Raw genomic sequence first — 18,850 nt, 5'->3', positions numbered from 1 at the left:
ACGGTAAACCCCACGGGGGATTCCCGATATAGATTATTAAGGTGTTGGGCCAGAACCATAAATTCGGTTCAATCTGGAAGTTGGTCGGTGGTGTCTGTATGGCCAGCCTACGCATCCTCGCTAAGGAGGGTTCACGTTAAGCACCCGCCAAGCCCTCAGGAGGATAGAGATCCCCGCAATGACTTATTGAGGGAAAACATGTTTTACTCACACACATAAAAAATCAGAATCAGGGGAAAAATAAAAGAAGCATTTTATCACAGCCCCTTTTCACCTATGGGCTTACAAGATGAACCAGAAGGGATGGCCGATGAAGAAACCTGTGACAAGCTCCACTCCCCATCGAACATCTCATATGGATGGAGAGGAACGGCATTTACCATTTGAACGAAACCTTAGGTTTGCCCAATGGCATGTAATGGTGTCGATCCTGATTATTATGGCCGGGGTAGCAGGATGTGCCCAAACCGAACAGGCTAAGGAGGTGGAACTCTCTGGTTTCCTCGGAGACTATTCGATTCTCCAACCGGGAAAGGAGGGAGAAGCTCTCCTGTTGTACAAAAACCCTCAAGCTGATTTTTCAATTTATCGGGCCGTGTATGTGGAACCGGCCATCGTATTGATATCCAAACAATCCACCGTACCACAGGAAGAATTACACCGATTGGCGGATGATCTACGTTCAAAAGTCATTTGGAAACTGAAAGAAGATTTTCTTGTGGTACCCAAACTTGTTCCAGGTGCGTTGCAAATAGAACTGGCCCTGACGGAGGCCGAGCCATCCGACGTCGGGATGGATATCGTGTCGACGATACTTCCTCCTGCCGCCATGGTATCCGGAGCGAAAAAACTGGCCACAGGGACACAGGCATTTGTGGGTCGCGCCAGCATCGAGGCGAAATTGACCGATGGCAACACGGGAATCCTATTGATGGCCGCTGCGGATCGTCGGGTTGGTGGCAGAACTCTGGATGGGTCGATAGATTCCTGGGACGACGCCCACCAGGCATTTGAGTATTGGGCAGATAAGTTAGCCCAACGGCTTCGTGAATGGCGGAGGACACCGATTCCTCCAACCACAAATTGAAAACCCTGCAGTTTCTCCGGAACATTGCTGACGAATTCCCTCCAAGTCAGGGGATGAAATGCCACTCAAAGATTGATGAGCCTCATCGCATCAGTACGTCGGGAGGGCATCAACCATTAGATCACCGTGGATGAATCTCTCCTGCATCGTCTCATAAGAATCTACATGGCATATTGTGAGGATCGCACCAAACTTTCTTTCACTCGAAAAAAGATGTGTCGGAGGTACGCGTGCCAGCATTAACAAAATCAACACCACCGGCTATGATCTGAGCTCTACAGGGAGTGTTGAATAGTTATAATTTCCAAGGGGATATTGACCCACAGGCACGGTTCATATCAGAGGCCTCGGGGCGGTCAAAAAAAGCATGTCCTGAGCCTTTCGAAGGGTTTGTCCAGCCCTGCCCTGAGTCAGATCGAAGGGAAGGCCGCAGTCATTTTTGCGCGCAGAGCATACTTCCAGTACCTGAGCACGGAAAAATGGCAGGCATGGCCAACACCAAGATCGCCAGGCCAACAAAAATTTTTGTATCAGAAATCGTATGCGGGCCCCTCCTTGTGGTCGCGGGTTAATAATCCGGAGATAGCTGGTTCAAAAAACGGTCCTCACAGCAAAGATTCACATTCCCTAATGCAGTCGCAAAATCAAGGAAATGAAAAAAGGTTGAAAGCCTGTTGGTTCACAGTTTGGAACCCACCGTTTCACTCTACATATTCAAGTGTCCAACCGTGACTTTGCAGACATTGTTCCCTCAGCATATCCCCTCCACCCCTGCGATAATTTCTTGGTCGGACGGTTTCATCTTCGGGGCCAAAATGAGAGATGCCTTCCTGATTAAAATGACGATTCTCCCGATCGCAGAGAGTAATCGCTGAACGTAAGTCTGTCTCTGTCGCCCCGGGTTTCACCCATTGCTGAGTAGGGCCGCAGGCTGACAGCAGGAGCAAACATGACCCCACCCATAACCGTACATTCATGTTCTTACCTCTCGCTGTTGGTTGAAGACCCTCATTCAAGACATTTCCCGTGAACCTCATCACCCAAGAACTCTGCTTAATGGGTCTGTTGAGGAAAACAGGTACAGATTGATATCTCCTATTCTCCGAGTATCGCTGCTGTGCGGAAATCCGGTTGCTTGATCACCGGCAGAATCGCGCGCGTAACTCAGGTTCTATTCATCAGGTAGGATTAATGGAAATAACTGGCTGAAAGTTCAATATACTTTGTGTCAGTTGGTCGGACCTCCGCCGGAAGTTCATGTGCTTTGAAAGGAAATGTTGTTGATGAGGTCCGCAACCGGCTTGTGTATTTTCTTGCCAACTCCCTTTCACTTTTCTTCTTCGCCTGAGTGAGTGAAAGGGCGATCCCATTCGCCGATTTCCTGCCCCAATTGTGGCCTGCTCCGGGCAGTTTCAGTTAGCGGCTATCCGATTACAAAAACTCTCGATGTCACCCACCGGAGAATTGTATGCTGGTTGATTCGTATTGCTACCCATCAGTCAAGACGCATAATTCATAAGAAGAAGTGGAGCGGGGAAAAATCCATTCACCTTCTGCGAAACATTTACCAACCAGGCTCGCAGTCTCTTCTCCTTCCCCACCGATTTCCCTTAATTACAATCGTCATCTCTGCCGGCAGGTAGGGGGAGGTCCCCCCCCTCTTTGTCATGCCGGCGCATCGGTGGCAGAGATTCATTTCCCCTTGGTTCATACGGGAAGCTTGTGGCCGGTCATCAGAAATGAAACCAGGATGAATTCCCGATCATCAATGCCGGGAATGGCTAAAGCGGGGAACTCCGCAATAGACCTTTTCCGAAATGACGCGAATAAGAAAACCCGGGTTTCCTGAGGAAACCCCGGACGGCTTTCTTTTCTTCACTCGCAACACATTCACACTACATTTGACGGTGTGTGAGAGGGAATTCACTGGAATTTATAAATAAACTGAGAAAGAGATCCCGCACTCTCTCTTAACTTCCCTCGTTTTCCACACAATGATGTCCTTAGGACTCCGGTTCCACACAATTCGCGTCGCCACGAAACATGCACAATCGATAGCGAACAGCCGACGCCCAATAAGTGTAGGCTTTCTCCACATCATTCCATTTGTTAGTCATCCCCCTGAGATTCTTGGTCCCGCCCCGCCGGTCAACGGCCAAAGCCAGAATTCTCCCGGTTGTGGCGTCGGTAAACTTGGCCTCTAAGCCGGCTGTTCCTACGAACCCAGGCTTACCTCCCACGATAAGCCCTTTGACTCCAGTCAAAATTCTGGTTTGAGGTATAATGGAGGTCACCACATCTGCAACCGGGTTAGAAGCCTCCGCTTCCGTGATGGCAAAGGTGGCACGTATGACTCCGGGTCCGGGTTGGGTCACAAAGGTATAGTCCAGACTCAGAGCGTCATGCAGTTGGCCATAGGCAAAATCGGTCAGCTTCTTCAGATCTTCCGGAGACACATCTTGTGTTTCGGGGTCTTTCCAGACTGACACGGAATCAAGCATTATTTTGTCATACGAGCGCCAGTCGACATCCGGATTGACGTAACGAAGGAGTGCTTCGTTGCTCCCACCTTCCGTGAGCATGCCATGCTCACCCTCTGTAAGAAATCCTGATTCGACCACATCTCGCCGTTGTTGTGTCGCCGCACACCCCTGCAGAAAGAAAACAAAGAGGAACAGAATCAAAATTGTTCTCTCCACACTCTGTCGCATAACTTCAGCCCTCCTTAATTTAAGAAAAACACATTCGGAACTGCATGCCACGATTCGGAATCGATTCTACCTCAAAAGGCTGATCGAAAATATCAAAAACCGTACCGGCAAAGGTGAAGATGAGTATTGATTGGATTTTTCCGTGGCCCTTTCACAAGATGGCCTTGGCCGTCACCGCTCCACGAGAAAGCCCCACACGGTTATATTCAACTGTCCCTTTTCCGATCCTAAAAAGAAATGAATGTTGGAAGATTTTAAGACTTAAAATGGCAGCATCAAGCCTGGATTTGACGGTGCTGTCGATAGCGTTGTATCAAAGCATTCGTGGAGCTGTCATGACCCAGATCCGGCTCCCGTGGTGTGGTCAGTTCCGGAGCAATCCGATTGGCAAGCACTTTGCCCAATTCCACTCCCCATTGATCGAAGGAATTCAGGTTCCAGATAATCCCCTGCACGAACACTTTATGTTCATACAAGGCGATGAGTTTTCCCAGCATGGCTGGTGTGAGTTCCTCAGCCATGATTGTATTGGTGGGATGGTTGCCGGGAAAAGTTCGATGGGGAATTAACGTTTGCGAGACTCCCTCAGTTTCAACCTCCTCGGCGGTCTTGCCGAATGCGAGAGCCTCGGTTTGAGCGAAAAAATTGGCCATGAGCAGGTCGTGGTGCCGCCCGGAGGGATTCAAGGAACGGCAGAAACCGATAAAGTCACAGGGTATCAGCCGGGTCCCCTGGTGAATCAATTGATAATAGGCATGCTGACCGTTGGTGCCGGGCTGGCCCCAGATGATTGGGCCTGTCTGATAATCCACAACCGTCCCGTCTAGAGTCACGCGCTTGCCGTTGCTCTCCATGTCAAGCTGCTGACAATAGGCGCTGAGCCGCCACAGATATTGATCATAGGGGAGAATGGCGTGGGTCTCAGCGTGAAAAAAGTTGACGTACCACACACCCAGGAGGCCGAGAAGCACAGGAAGGTTTTTCTCGAAAGGTGCTGATTGGAAATGCTCATCCATCGCCCGAAATCCAGCGAGCATGTCTCGAAAATGATCAGGCCCGACCCCGATCATCAGCGAAAGTCCAATGGCCGAATCCAGGGAATAGCGCCCGCCGACCCAGTCCCAGAATTCGAACATATTCGCCGGGTCAATTCCGAATTTCTGGACCTCGTTGCGATTTGTCGAAACGGCGACAAAATGTTTGGCAATAGCCTGTTTGTCATGAAGAGCATTGAGACACCAGTCTCGGGCGGATTGCGCATTCGTCAGGGTTTCGATGGTGGTAAAGGTTTTTGAACAGACGACAAAAAGAGTTTCTGCAGGGTCGAGATCTCTGGTAGCCTCAGCCAGATCCGTTCCATCGATATTCGAAACAAACCGCACGGTCAGATTGCGGTCGCTGTAATGCTTTAAGGCCTCATAGGCCATCACCGGCCCTAGATCCGAACCCCCGATGCCGATATTGATGATATTCCGGATGCGTTTCCCGGTATAGCCCTTCCATTCCCCGCTTCTGACTCGTGTAGAAAAATCCCCCATTTGATCCAACACCGCGTGAACATCCGGCACCACGTTTCTGCCCTCCACCAAGATAGATGCGTTTCTGGAGGCTCTCAAGGCGGCATGAAGAACTGCCCGGTCTTCTGTGATATTAATTTTGTCACCCCGGAACATCGCCTGAATATGGCCCCGCAAATTCACGCTTTCCGCCAGTTCATGGAGTAAGCGTAGAGTGTCTCCGGTGATAAGATTTTTCGAATAATCCAGGTAGATCCCCTCAGCCTCCACGGTCATCCGTCGACCTCTTCCAGGATCATCCGCGAACAAGGCGCGCATATGAAGTTTCTTGGCCTGTTGATAATGTTGTTCAAGGGATTTCCAAACAGGTCGTTGAGTGAGAGAGGTCATAGGGAGATGCTCCGTTGAAGGTTAATCTCTTGTGAGATCTGTGTCCGTTTGTCCGAGATCGGTCCAATCCTTTTGGGGGAAACCCCTACCTCCAGGAAGATGCGTCATGTAGGGAGTAAATTTAAAGGTTTTGTACGTTTAAAACAATCGGTTTCAGTCCCTGGCCATTTTTTGTTGATGAAATATCCCCATACAGAAAAGTTTTGAAAATTCAAATTTAGCAGTGAATAAGACGTCAAATGAAGACCATCGATCGTTCGAAATGGCTACATTCACAAATGGAAAGTACCGAAAAAACTTTTGCTAACTCTTTCAGGACGCTGCCCTCAAATGTGAATTCACCAGCCAGTTTCAAAAAACAACACTAATATATTTAGGATCCCTACTTGAGAATGGAACTCGAAACATGAAAGAATCACAACCGTTTCATTTTCTTCCCTCCATAGGAAGTACGAGTATGACCATCCATCGTTTCAATGCTTTTTTCCAGGCCCCAAGGCCTTTTATCGTGAGGTCACAACCGCAAACCGCCCGTCGGGACTTTCGGGGAGTGGCAAGCCTCATGGTCTGCCTTCTATTGGGGATAACTTTGGGCTGTGATCGAAAAGAGGCGGAATCCACGGCGGCGCCACCTGAGGTGTTGGTAGCTGAGGTAATACAAAAGGACGTCCCGATTTATGGGGAATGGGTCGGAACGACCGTCGGGTATGTGGACGCCCAGATTCGTGCAAGAATCCAGGGGTATCTGTTGTCCCGTCATTACACAGAAGGGTCGGCGGTCAGGACCAATGACCTGTTGTTTAAAATCGATCCACGACCATACCAGGCTGCTCTGGACCAAGCGAAGGCCGAACTGGCCCGTGCGGGAGCGGCCTATAAAAAGAGCCAGCTTGACGTTAAGCGGAACACTCCCCTGGCAGCAGAAGGCGCCATCAGCCAAAAAGAATTGGATGATGCCCTTCAGGCAAGCGCAGTCAACCTGGCCTCAGTCGCTTCGGCGCGTGCCAAACTGGAGAATGCGCAACTGAATCTAAACTGGACGAGCGTGACCTCCCCGATCAACGGGATAGCCGGGATCGCCACCGCCCAGATCGGTGATCTCATCGTCGAGAATACGTTGATGACGACTGTGTCCCAGTTGGACCCCATCAAGGTCAACTTTCCCATTAGCGAGCAGGAATATTTAAAACTGGCGGAACGGATTGAAAAGGCCGGCGGTCAGGAAAATTTAAACCCTTCCCATGAAAAAAGACTTGAGCTGGTTCTGGCTGATGGGAGCATATACCCACACAAGGGAAGAGCCGTCCTGGCCGACCGTCAGGTGGATGTCAAAACCGGGACGATCACCATCGTCAGTTATTTCCCAAACCCCGGCAACATCCTGCGCCCCGGCCTTTTTGCCAAGATCCGCACCCCCATCGAAACTCGAACCGCGGGCCTGTTAGTCCAACAGCGGGCAGTCAAGGAACTCCAGGGTACCTTTGAGGTCGCCGTGATCGGAAAGGAAAACAAGGTAGCGATTCGAAAAGTGACCCTGGGGCCAAGAATTGGATCTCTCTGGCTGGTCGACGAGGGCCTTCATCCCGGCGAGATGGTCATCGTCGAGGGACTTCTCAAGGTTCGAGACGGTATGGTTGTCACGCCAAAAGCAACTTCGGACGAACAACCACCCGGCGCTGAGAGTTCCCCAGACCCGGTTAGCGCCACATAATCACAAGCTGTCTTATGGCTAAATTTTTCATCGACCGGCCCATCGTCGCTATCGTCATTTCGATCATCATGACGATCCTCGGGCTGATCGCCATGGTGCAACTTCCCATCGCCCTGTTTCCCGACATTGCACCTCCGGAAATCCAACTGCAGGCCACCTACGTCGGAGCAGACGCCGTCACCGTCGAACAATCGGTCGCCACCCCCATCGAACAGCAGATGGCCGGTGTTGACAACTCGATCTACATGTACTCCACGAACGCCAGTAATGGGCAGATGACGTTGCGCGTGGACTTTGACGTAAACACGGTCCCCAACGATGACCAGATCCTGACCCAGATGCGGTACCTGCAGGCCGAATCTCAATTGCCCTCAGACGTGAAGAACTACGGGGTGACCATCAAAAAGTCCACCACCAGTCCTCTGATGCTCTTCAGCCTGTATTCCCCGAATGGCACCTATGACGAAATCTTCCTGGCTAACTATGCCTACGTGAACATCAACGATCCTCTTTCGCGGAGCCAAGGGGTCGGCCAGGTCACGATCTTTGGAGCCGGCCAGTATGCCATGCGCTTCTGGGTGGAACCCGATCATCTCGCCAAACTGGGCATCACCGTGACCGAGATCTTGGATGCCATCAAGAAGCAGAATACCGTCAACCCGGCCGGTCAGATCGGAGCGCAACCGGTTCCGCAAGGCCAGGAATTCACGTATACGGTCCGCTCACAAGGTCGTCTGCTTAACGAGGAAGAATTCGGACAGATCATCGTTCGGGCCGATCCCGACGGTTCTATCATCCGACTGAAGGACGTGGCCCGGGTGGAATTAGGTGCGCAATCCTACAGTATGATCGGCCGTTTCAACGGAAAGCCCAGCGCGCTCATTGCCGTCTACCAACTCCCGGGGTCAAACGCCATCGATACGGTTGATCGGGCAAAGAAGCTAATGGAGGAGATGAAAGAGCGGTTTCCTGAAGACCTTGATTACGCCATCTCGCTCGATACGACACTGGCTGTCAGAGAGGGAATCAAGGAGATCGTGCATACTCTCTTTGAAGCAATTGTGCTCGTCATAATTGTCGTCTTCCTTTTTTTACAGGGATGGCGGGCCACGCTCATTCCTCTGCTGGCCGTGCCTGTGTCGCTGATAGGGACGTTCGCGATCTTCCCATTGATGGATTTCTCGATCAACACGCTCTCCTTATTCGGACTGGTATTAGCCATCGGGCTCGTCGTAGACGATGCCATCGTGGTAGTCGAAGCCGTCGAACACCATATCGAAAAAGGCCTGTCGCCCAAGGATGCGACCCGGAAAGCTATGGAGGAAGTTTCCGGGCCGGTGATCGCGATCGCACTGATTCTCGCGGCGGTCTTCGTGCCCACCGCGTTTATTCCGGGCATTACGGGGCGGCTCTACCAACAATTCGCGCTGACGATTGCCTTATCGGTGATCATCTCCGCTTTCAATGCCTTGACCCTCAGCCCCGCGCTTGCCGGAATGATTCTGAGGCCCAGAACTCCAGCCAGAGGCCCGTTGGGGGCATTTTTCGGATGGTTTAACCATTGGTTCGGACGGGCCACGGACGGGTATGTCGGGTATTGCCACTACCTGATCCGAAAGTCGGGCCGTGCGATGATCTTTCTGGTCGTGGCTGCGGTATGTGCCGGTCTGTTGGGAACCAAACTTCCCACCGGGTTTCTTCCGATGGAGGATCAGGGATATGTCTATTTAAACGTCCAACTGCCGTTGGCCGCCTCTCTCCAACGAACGGATGAGGTTGCAAAAAAAATCGAGGCCATTCTTTCAGAAGCTCCCGGAATTCAATTTGTGAGCACCATCGTAGGGTTTAGTCTCCTGAGCACCGTCAATACGACCTATAACGGGTTCTTTTTCGTCACGCTCGCTCCATGGGATGAACGGACCAAACCCGAGGAAAAGCTTCAGGCGATCTTCAAAAATGTGAACGAGAAACTCGCCGCCTTACCCGAAGCGAACGCCTTTCTTTTCCCGCCTCCGGCCATTCCCGGCGTCGGCACATCGGGTGGCGTTTCCTTCATCCTGGAAGACCGTTCCGGACAGGATGTGGCCTTCCTCGCCGACAACCTCAACACGTTCATGGAAGCTGCACGACAGCGTCCCGAAATCGCGTCCATGAACACCACCTTCATCCCCGACGTCCCACAGGTCTTTGCCCATGTCGATCGCGACAAAGTGCTGAAGCAAGGGGTGAAACTTGAAGATGTCTATAAAACCCTGCAGACCTTTATGGGCGGCGTGATGGTAAATTATTTCAACCGGTTCGGGCGCGTCTGGCAGGTGTATGTGCAGGCTGAAGGAGAATTCAGGACCAAGGCCGAAAACGTGGGTCAATTTTTCGTGCGAAATAAATCCGATGAGATGGTCCCTCTCTCGACACTGGTGACAATGGAAAAAATTTCTGGTCCGGAATTCACCATGCGATTCAACGGCTACCGATCCGCGCAGGTTTTCGCTTCAGCGAATCCCGCATTTACCTCCGGTCAGGTCATGCAGGCCCTGGAAGAAGTCTTCGCCGAAACGATGCCGCGCGAGATGGGGTACGACTTCATCGGAATGTCGTTTCAGGAGAAAGTTGCCTCCGAAGGAGTCCCGGCCAGCGTGATCTTCGGCTTCTCCCTTCTCTTTGTCTTTCTCATTCTCGCGGCCCAATATGAGAGTTGGGGGCTTCCGTTCAGTGTTCTCATCTGTACACCGATTGCAGTCGTCGGTGCATTTGGTGCCTTGTGGGCACTCGGTATGGAAAACGATGTGTTCACCCAAATCGGTCTCGTCATGCTCATCGGGCTGTCCGCGAAAAACGCGATCCTGATTGTTGAATTTGCCAAAATGGAGTATGAAAAGGGCCGTTCTCTCGTCGATGCGGCTCTGACCGGAGCCCGCCTGCGACTGCGGCCGATCCTCATGACATCCTTCGCCTTTATCTTCGGAGTGATTCCACTTGTTCTCTCTTCGGGATCAGGAGCTCATGGGAGAATCCTTCTGGGCGTCACCGTCATCGGAGGGATGATCGCGGCAAGCTTTATCGCGATTTTCCTCATCCCGGTCTCGTTTTACGTGGTGGAGCGATTAGTCCACCGCCACGACGACCATCCTGACCGGGACCCCGACGACCATGATTTTGTGGATCCTGAATTTATGGAAGACGAAGATGCGGTTGGAGTCATCCCCCAACCCAAAAATGCACCAACTCCTTTCAAGCTCTAGGGAGATTGCGGATATGAACAAATGCGGAGCCATCGTTCTGAGCCTCCTGCTCTTCTCCGGCTGCACCATGGGACCGGATTACAAACGCCCCGACGTTCCCACATCCGATTCCTGGCGGCTCGCCCCTGGAACCTCGGAATCTATCGCGAATATGCCCTGGTGGGAATTGTTTAAGGATGAAGAACTTCAGAAACTTATTCACACCGCCTTACAGGAAAACCTTGACCTTCGGGTGGCCGCCGCAACCGTAGCTGAATTCAACAACCAACTCATCATTGCCAAATTCGACCTTGCCCCTTCCTTAGGATATCAAGGAGAGGGAATGTACTATCATAATACGAGTAATGGGCTATCCACCGGAAACGGGGCCGTGATACCCGGGCAAGCCGGCGGACAAAGTGGACGGGGGGACCTTGATTTTTCGAGGCAATCCTTCGTGGGGGGCGTTAAATGGGAGATTGATCTGTGGGGCCGGATTCGACGGAACGTCGAGGCCTCCCATGCAGAATTATTGGCACGAGTGGAAAACCAGCGAGGCCTGGTCATTGCCTTGGTCAGTGACGTGGCCCAATCCTACTTCAGCCTCCGGGCTCTTGATCTCAAAGTGGAGATTGCCGAACGCACACTCAAAGTTTGGAATGAAGCCGTGAGATTAAGCCGATCACAATACGAGCACGGGTATGCTTCGAAGCTTGATTTGGATCGCTTCGAGGCCGAACAAGCCGGCACGAGAGCACAATTGGCGAATCTGGAACAGCAGGTCGTCCAGGCAGAGAACCAGATCAGCGTTCTGTTGGGACACCGACCGATGGCGATCCCTCGTGGAATTGCGCTGACGGAACAGACTCTGCCTCCTGAAGTGCCGGTCGGGTTGCCTTCCAGCCTGTTGAGTCAGCGCCCGGACATTCTGGAAGCGGAACAAAAACTTGCCGCCTCTACCGCAAACATCGGTGTGGCCCAGGCTCAACGCTTTCCCCAATTCAGTCTCAATGCCGGTGGTGGCGTAGCCGGCTTTCAGTTGAACTCGATGGCGACAGGACCATTTGCGACCGCAGGCGTCTCAGGGACCTTAACCGGTCCGCTGTTAAATGCAACCGCGCTGGGCTACGGCGTCGGAGTGGCGACCGCTCAGGAACAACAGGCTCTTGCCCGGTACGAGTTGGCTATCCTGAGTGCGTTTAGAGAAGTTGAGGATTCGTTGATCACCATCAAAAAAACTGGCGAACAACGTGAGGCGCAGGAATCCCAGGTCTCATCGTTACAGTCTGCTTTGAATTTCGCGGACAAACGGTATCGCGGAGGGTTCGCCTCCTACCTGGATGTTTTAACAGCCCAACGGGACCTCTTTCAGGCCGAATTGGGACTTGTCTCTACACGCCAGCAAAACCTGAGTTCAATTGTCCGGCTGTACAAAGCCCTAGGGGGCGGCTGGTCGCCAACAGATAAAGAGGGTCAGCCTGTTTCCTCCCCTTCAGAACCTGGTCCAATAGACCATGAAATGCAGCCTGAACTGAAAAGTTAAACGAGCGGAAGTCGGCGACAGAAAAAGGTTGTCTCTGTCTACCGGCCATCATGAAATTTAAGTTTGAACCGGATTTTCTGTACCCGTGAGGGAAACCCTTTAATTTTTTCAACCACATCCTCTTGCAACATTCCCTCGTTCCATGCACAATACTTTTCTGCATTCCTGCCTCATGGGATCATAATCGCCGGTTGAACTTGCTAGACTCTCCGACTTGTCATGGGACCCCTTAAAAAAGGGAGCAATGGCTTTAAGAACCCGATGTGGAGGGCACGCGGTTCTGGTTCGCAGGCCTTTCTTCGTCAGATCCTGATCAGGATGAGAAGGCATACAATTCAAGAGAAGACTGTAAGAAAAAAAATAGGAAACTCATGATTCAATTCACAAGATCGCATTTAAGATGTAGGAGGAACAGGGATGGCAAATCTTCAGGCCTTACGCCGTAAAATCGGCTCGGTCAAGAACACACAAAAGATCACAAAGGCCATGAAGATGGTGGCTGCATCCAAACTCCGCCGTGCACAGCAGCGAATTCTGGCGTTTCGCCCCTATGGACAAGAATTACGCCGTGTGCTTGCCAACCTGAGCGGTCGGGTCAATCAATCTATCCACCCCCTATTCCAAAAACGCCAGGTCAAGATCATTCAAGTGACCGTCGTGACGAGTGACCGTGGATTATGCGGAGCGTTCAATATGAACGTGATTCGCAGAGCTCTCCAGATGATCCAGAAATGCGAAGAAACAGGGGCGAAGGTCATCGTGGGAGTGGTCGGCCGGAAAGGAAACGAGTATTTTCGCCGCCGTCATTGGCCCCTTCGCGATCCGAATGTGAATGTGTTTGACCGATTGACCTATGAGCATGCACTTGAAGTCGGATGGGCTGCCGTAGAGGCGTTTACCGAAGGGGCCTTTGATGAAGGATATATCGTGTACAACGAGTTTAAAAACGTCGTTCAGCAGCAAGTTGTCGTGGATAAAGTCTTCCCTATCGAACCGCTGAAAGAATTCGGTGCGGCTGAGGCGCCATCCGGCGGCGGCTATCTGTATGAACCCGATCAGGAGGATTTGCTGTCAACACTGCTTCCCAAGTATGCCCAGGGTCAGGTATTCCGCATCTTGTTGGAATCATCTGCTGCCGAACAATCCGCAAGGATGGCTGCCATGGATGGCGCTACTCGCAACGCCGGTGAACTCATCAAGCAACTCAGCCTCAAGTATAACAGGAGCCGTCAGGAAGCCATTACCAAGGAACTGATGGATATTGTGGGCGGAGCCGAAGCCCTCAAATGACCCCCCTTTCGAAAAAGGTCATCGGAAAAATCCGATGACCACCTTATTGAGGGGCATCCATCAAAAGACTCCGGTAAAGTGGGCACATGGCTCCTCTCTTTGTGTGATATAAATTTTTCACCCATCCTTTTTTGTTCTCTGCGATGACACACCCGATTCGCAGGTGGATTTTCATTGGCCTCACCAGGGAAAGCAATCTAAGGATACATGAAATTCTTTTTATAAGTTGCATGCTTAAGCCCATCGACAATCGATCTATAAAATTGAGGAAAGAATCGCCCTTCTTTATTCCTCCCGGATTATCACTCTCCAAAAGCTAACACAGATCGAACGACCCTGGGTTCCCAGCGCGAAAAAACAGCTGCGGCCTTGCTGGACGAACTTTTTTGAACTGATCCGGAGCCTTTGAATAATCTAATCAAGGGCAAATTTTCCCTTGAAAATCTTTATTATTCAACACACCTTAACTCGCAGAACCTGCCGCCCACGATGCGCAGTGTGACACAGGGGCTCCTTGGCGTACCCCTGATTCATGGCGTATTTACTGCATTGATTGATAGTTTTTTAGCCGGTTAGTTGGACGGTGCCTGTATTTGCCCATAATCGGAATATTCATGGGCACCATGACTGACTTGTTTATGTCCGGTTATCGGGTCGGTCGTCGAGGCAGTTCTGCCGGCGATAAGATATAAGATGCTTCCGGCCTGGCCCAGAATGAACATGGCGCAACCTCAGAGGGCAAGGGAAAACCGGCTTGTGATTTTAAAAGTGAGGCTCTCCCCTAGAAAGCTGGGGAGCCCCTTTTCATTGGATAGGTTAATCCCATTTGCGCATTCCTCCCCTCAGAAGTCTGAAAGGTGCTGTTTTTATGAATTCCTCCACTTGAGACGGGCATTGGCCCAGTCATATTTGGTTAGTTTTTCCAATACCTCGCAGAAATTTTGCCATTACAAAAGACGTTTAGCTTCCAAATCCCTCATTCGCTTTTGTGAATAAGGGTCTCCGAAGCCTCCTGATTAAAGTGCCAATCCCCGCCTTGAATAATTTTTTGGCAATATAACTTTCCTGAGTATAGAGTTGGCCGCTCCCGTAATAGGCCACACTATCCGGCCCGAACTCGTCGATGGCCTGACGAAATTTCTTTGCCACCAAGTCTCCATGGCCTCTTCCCTTGTCGCACGCTCAAGTTTTCCATTTTTCCTAATCATGGGGTGGAGGGCTCGAACCTTTTCATACAGAATTTCACGGTTCATCAGCCCCTTAATACTCAGGCGTCCACGGTTGTGGGCATATTCATCCCCCTTCACATCGACGACCCCCTTCCCTCCTTCACGCCAATCAGCATCCCACACCCGGTTCCACAAAATCGGCAGACTCCCTTATTCCAGGTGTCCACCGGAATAACGGGCTGCCGTTCCCAAAGGTTTCCACATCCCGTAAGATGGGCCAGGGAAGCCATTCCCGCCGAAATCCCAAGGACCCGCAATAAATTTCGTCTGGTGAACCCGTTGTCTTCGAATCCTCTGTCATTCATATTGTCTTACTCTCAATACGATAGATAAGAATGACGCCTGCTTTTCCTCTGCCTGTCCGCGATGAATGATTCCGTGGTAATCGCTATCAGATCTGCCAGGCAGGAAAAATCGTTACGGGTCAAAGCCATTGACTATTATTAGCAATCATTGAAAAAGAGCGATGACCTCAGTGTATTGAGCTGGGCAGCATGTAGGATTGATGATGCGACCGTCAACCTCCAGGTGCGAGAGAACACCCAAAAAGAAATTCGGATACCTCAACAGAAGATTAGGGTAACGACCGGGACTGGATCTTTGGTGAAAGAGTGGTGAGCGCCTCTGCGATTTCGCGACTGAGATCCTCAAGATTCCGACTCATGGCCTCGACCAACGCTTCATAATTCTGACTGGTCGGAGCATGGGTCATCTGCGTTTTCCTAGTGGTGAGCACAGTTTGTTCATCCCCACCCAACAGACTCCACCGGGCGACCAGAACAGCCTCCCCTCCCATGGTGCCATCGAACTGCAAGACATCCACGGCAATCTGGTAATCCAGGGGAATTGAACTCCTCCACGGATACTGCAGAATTCGATCCGACGAAAGTAGGGCTGAAAGATTTTCGGCCAGGACATGAGACACATTCTCACTCAACGGTTCAGCCCATTTATGAAATTCCGCCAACTCGACTTCATGCGCACTGGTTTTGGTCACAATCTGCGGCCGGTCTAAATATTTGGGAAGGGTGATCGGCCCTAGTCCAAAGGACAGGCTCGATGGTTTCGTGTCCGATAGGCCGGAGACCGAGGCAGGCGACACGGCTCGCAACAAATAGAAATGCGATGGTTGGCTCGTTCCACACCCGAGGAGAGTGAGCACGCCTACACAAGCAACAAATAAAAAAACCCCCTTTATGACCCTGTTCATGTCCACCACCTCATTGTTTCCCTTTGACTAATGCCTCGGGATGTTGTTCAAGATAATCGGCCAACACCCGAATGGAACGGGCGGCAGCAGACAGCTCCTTCAGAGTATTATTTATATTCACCGCAGCGGGTGAATCAGGATCAACTATCCGTAGCCCTTTCTGGACGGTCCCCAGGGTTTTGTCCAGATTCATCATCAGACCATCAACTTGCTGGTCAAGCCCCCCTGTGAGCTTTTCCACATTTCCTAATGCGGCATTGAGGTTATGAATGGCATTTTGCGTCTCAGGGGAGTTGACGAGTCGGTTTCCTCCTTCAACCGTCTCCAGAATTTCCTTGGCAATTTTATCAAGAGGCAAGCGTCGAATCTCGGCCATCACATCGGTGACGGTCCGCCGCAATTCGTCCATGGTTGCCGGTATGGCTGGAATCTCCGGATATTTTCCAGTCAGGTTCAGCTCTTTCTGTGGAAGATCTTTGTGGAAGTCAAGTCCGACAAACAATTGTCCGGTCAGTAAGCTCCCGGTCTCCAATTGGGCTCTCAAGCCACGTTTCACCATATGCTTCATGACAGCATATCGATCATCTGAAACCTGGGCTTGCATGATTTGTGATTGCAGGACTTGTGTCGTGGTAATTCGTTCCGGCTGAATCTCGATCAGTACGGGAATTTTAATATCAAGCGTGTTGGGATCGAGATTGACTGCGATATCGGAGACGATCCCGATTTTAATGCCACGGAATTCCACAGGAGCCCCAACACTCAAGCCTCGAACCGACCCATCGAAATTGATCATGAACGGACGCGTCAGAACATATTTCTCGTCTTGAATACTGGAAAAATTCCTGAAAAGTTTGAATGCCGTACCCGGTTGGCTCGGTTCCCCCGAGCCTCCTGCCATTGCCGGGGTATCGAACGCGATTCCTCCTGTAAGGAGTGAGGAGAGCGACTCCATTTTCACATTCAAACCCTCCGCCCCAACCGAAATTTCAAACCCGCTTAACTGCCAGAATCGGCTGGTATCTTCTACACGCAGATGATAGGGGTCTTGAATAAAAATATCGATAAACACGCCCTCGCCTTCCTCATCCAAGACATAATCAAGAACACGTCCAACCTGGATATCGTGATAAAGGACCGGCGCACCGGGGGCACTCGATCCCAGGTTTTCCGCACGCAATTGAAATTGAGCCCCTTTGTCTTCTCGTGTCACTCCGGGTGGTTTCTCTAATCCCGTAAATGTCAGAGCCGAAGGTCCCGGCCTGGGATCCATGGCGATATAGGCTCCGGACACTAACGTCTCAAGCCCTGAAATGCCGCCTAAACCCAGGCGGGGACGAACCACCCAAAACCTGGAATTTTCCGTGAGGTGGGGTTCGGCTGGTTTGCGAAACTCGGCTATCACATTAACCCGAGAGAGGTCTTGGCTGATTTCAACCCGCTTGACGGTACCAATTTCAAGGGATTTATATTTAATCTTCGTTTTGCCGGCTTCCAATCCCGCCCCGTCTTCAAAGGTTATGGTGACCGTGGGACCCTTTTCGGAGATGGTTTTGTAGGTCAGCCACCCTCCGATCAGTGCCGCAACCACGGGAATAATCCACACGATAGAAATCCCGCGCTTTTTTTGTACCGTCACTTCCGCCAATTCCTCAAAATTGCCAGGATTGGGTTCGCTGTCCTTCATGTTTTCTCCTCTATGCTGTCCCAGATCAATCGGGGATCGAAACTCATGGCGGCAAACATGGTCAGGATAACGACTGCCGCAAATGAGATCGCCCCCGCCCCGGGTTCAATTGTCGCCACGGCATCAAGTTTTACCAGAGCTATTAAAATCGAAATCATAAAAATATCAATCATGGACCACCGGCCGACCACCTCAGTCATCCGGTATAACATGGTCCGTTCTCTCGGGCGCCATTGAGATTTGTATTGAACGGAAAGCAACAGATACGTCAGCGCCAAAAGCTTTAACACCGGCACGGTGATGCTGGCGAAGAATACCAGCAGGGCAATTGGCATCATTCCGGCATGGATGAGTTCCTTGACTCCGCTCAGAATCGTATCCGCCTCGCCTTTCCCAAACGAAATCACCGTCATGACGGGAAGCAGGTTGGCGGGGATATACAGAATGTAGGCCGCAATCAACAATGCCCATGTGCGCGAAATACTATTCGGTTTTCGCAAATGGAGAGGGGCCTCGCAGCGAGGGCAGATGGCCTCGCCCTCACTCGACAGCGGAGGTATGGGACTGAGTAGATGGCAGGCATGACAACTCATGAGTCCCGACCGGGCTGCGGTGGGGTACAAGCCCATCATGAAATCTCTTCCATTTTTTCCCAGACCGCATGGGTGTCAAGTGCAGAATCGGCAGCAGCTAAGGTCAGAATTAAGGCGACGAATGAATAAATCGCGACACCGGGAACCAGATTCGCCAAATCCGACAATTTCACCACAGCGACAATAACTCCCAGCAGATAGACGTCCATCATGGCCCAGGTCCGGCAGTGCTCAACCATCCGAAAAACCAGAGCGGCGTGCCACGGTCGCTTGTTTAATTCCAACGGCCCAAGAACGTACAACATGCCAAGAATTTTCAGGGCCGGAAAGAGGATACTCGCACACAAGACCAGCACCCCTAACGCCCACATCTCCCGTTCGAAAAACTCCATCACCCCTGTGGAAAGCAGGCTCTCCTGAACACGGCCATTGAGCTCAAACGTCATAAACGGAAAAACATTCGCAATGGTAAAGAAAATGAGACTGGCCAATGCCAGGATGATGGTATGCTCGAAACTATCTCGTTTTTTCGCATACAGCGATGCACCACATCTGGAACACTTGGCCCGCTCACCGTAATGGAGAGGGTGCATACGATGAAGGAGATCACATTCATGACAGGCGATTAAGGTGTGTGCGGCAGCCATGTCATTCTCATTCG

General features: G+C 51.3%; 15 protein-coding genes. 5 read left to right on the top strand and 10 right to left on the bottom strand.

Annotated elements, in window-relative coordinates:
* Nucleotides 1–310 precede the first annotated feature (310 nt).
* Entirely contained in the window at nt 311–1,087 is a 777-nt protein-coding gene (locus tag ACWHYD_RS07675; RefSeq protein WP_447965319.1) for a DUF3313 domain-containing protein, read from the top strand.
* Between the two features lie 701 nt (nt 1,088–1,788).
* On the opposite strand, the gene ACWHYD_RS07670 is transcribed toward ACWHYD_RS07675, so the two are convergent.
* The 3 genes from ACWHYD_RS07670 to pgi all read right to left on the bottom strand — a co-directional run bounded on the left by ACWHYD_RS07670 (nt 1,789) and on the right by pgi (nt 5,705).
* Nucleotides 1,789–2,064: a hypothetical protein gene (locus tag ACWHYD_RS07670; protein ID WP_447965318.1), complete on the bottom strand. Its 276-nt coding sequence runs from the start codon at nt 2,062–2,064 to the stop codon at nt 1,789–1,791.
* 1,026 nt (nt 2,065–3,090) lie between these two features.
* Nucleotides 3,091–3,798: a DUF3313 domain-containing protein gene (locus ACWHYD_RS07665; protein WP_447965317.1), complete on the bottom strand. Its 708-nt coding sequence runs from the start codon at nt 3,796–3,798 to the stop codon at nt 3,091–3,093.
* 275 nt (nt 3,799–4,073) lie between these two features.
* Nucleotides 4,074–5,705, bottom strand: a complete 1,632-nt coding sequence (gene pgi, locus ACWHYD_RS07660; RefSeq protein ID WP_447965316.1) for a glucose-6-phosphate isomerase — start codon at nt 5,703–5,705, stop codon at nt 4,074–4,076.
* A gap of 406 nt (nt 5,706–6,111) precedes the next feature.
* On the opposite strand from pgi, the gene ACWHYD_RS07655 reads away from it, so the two are divergent.
* The 4 genes from ACWHYD_RS07655 (at nt 6,112) to atpG (ending at nt 13,470) form a co-directional block, all read left to right on the top strand.
* On the top strand, nt 6,112–7,416 hold the full coding sequence (locus tag ACWHYD_RS07655) for an efflux RND transporter periplasmic adaptor subunit (RefSeq protein ID WP_447965315.1): 1,305 nt from the start codon (nt 6,112–6,114) through the stop codon (nt 7,414–7,416).
* A 14-nt stretch (nt 7,417–7,430) separates the two neighbouring features.
* Nucleotides 7,431–10,658, top strand: a complete 3,228-nt coding sequence (locus ACWHYD_RS07650) for an efflux RND transporter permease subunit (RefSeq protein WP_447965314.1) — start codon at nt 7,431–7,433, stop codon at nt 10,656–10,658.
* 13 nt (nt 10,659–10,671) lie between these two features.
* On the top strand, nt 10,672–12,180 hold the full coding sequence (locus tag ACWHYD_RS07645; protein WP_447965313.1) for an efflux transporter outer membrane subunit: 1,509 nt from the start codon (nt 10,672–10,674) through the stop codon (nt 12,178–12,180).
* 417 nt (nt 12,181–12,597) lie between these two features.
* Nucleotides 12,598–13,470: an ATP synthase F1 subunit gamma gene (gene atpG, locus ACWHYD_RS07640; protein ID WP_447965312.1), complete on the top strand. Its 873-nt coding sequence runs from the start codon at nt 12,598–12,600 to the stop codon at nt 13,468–13,470.
* Between the two features lie 572 nt (nt 13,471–14,042).
* Here the strand turns inward: atpG and ACWHYD_RS07635 are convergent.
* From ACWHYD_RS07635 to ACWHYD_RS07605, 7 genes are all read right to left on the bottom strand, one after another.
* Complete coding sequence (locus ACWHYD_RS07635; RefSeq protein ID WP_447965311.1) at nt 14,043–14,192, bottom strand: hypothetical protein; 150 nt, start codon at nt 14,190–14,192, stop codon at nt 14,043–14,045.
* Between the two features lie 238 nt (nt 14,193–14,430).
* On the bottom strand, nt 14,431–14,619 hold the full coding sequence (locus tag ACWHYD_RS07630; protein WP_447965310.1) for a hypothetical protein: 189 nt from the start codon (nt 14,617–14,619) through the stop codon (nt 14,431–14,433).
* Nucleotides 14,620–14,773: 154 nt separating this feature from the next.
* On the bottom strand, nt 14,774–14,929 hold the full coding sequence (locus ACWHYD_RS07625) for a hypothetical protein (protein ID WP_447965840.1): 156 nt from the start codon (nt 14,927–14,929) through the stop codon (nt 14,774–14,776).
* A 344-nt stretch (nt 14,930–15,273) separates the two neighbouring features.
* Entirely contained in the window at nt 15,274–15,909 is a 636-nt protein-coding gene (locus ACWHYD_RS07620; RefSeq protein WP_447965309.1) for a PqiC family protein, read from the bottom strand.
* Nucleotides 15,910–15,919: 10 nt separating this feature from the next.
* Entirely contained in the window at nt 15,920–17,596 is a 1,677-nt protein-coding gene (locus ACWHYD_RS07615) for a PqiB family protein (protein WP_447965308.1), read from the bottom strand.
* Complete coding sequence (locus ACWHYD_RS07610; RefSeq protein WP_447965307.1) at nt 17,593–18,228, bottom strand: paraquat-inducible protein A; 636 nt, start codon at nt 18,226–18,228, stop codon at nt 17,593–17,595. The genes ACWHYD_RS07615 and ACWHYD_RS07610 overlap by 4 nt, the downstream gene beginning before the upstream one ends.
* Nucleotides 18,225–18,836 (bottom strand): paraquat-inducible protein A, encoded by a 612-nt coding sequence (locus ACWHYD_RS07605; protein WP_447965306.1) that lies wholly within the window; start codon nt 18,834–18,836, stop codon nt 18,225–18,227. Before ACWHYD_RS07605 ends, ACWHYD_RS07610 begins: the two co-directional genes overlap by 4 nt.
* Nucleotides 18,837–18,850: the final 14 nt, after the last annotated feature.

The sequence above is a fragment of the Nitrospira sp. Ecomares 2.1 genome (assembly GCF_965152585.1).
This window is presented reverse-complemented; position numbering and strand designations above follow the sequence as displayed.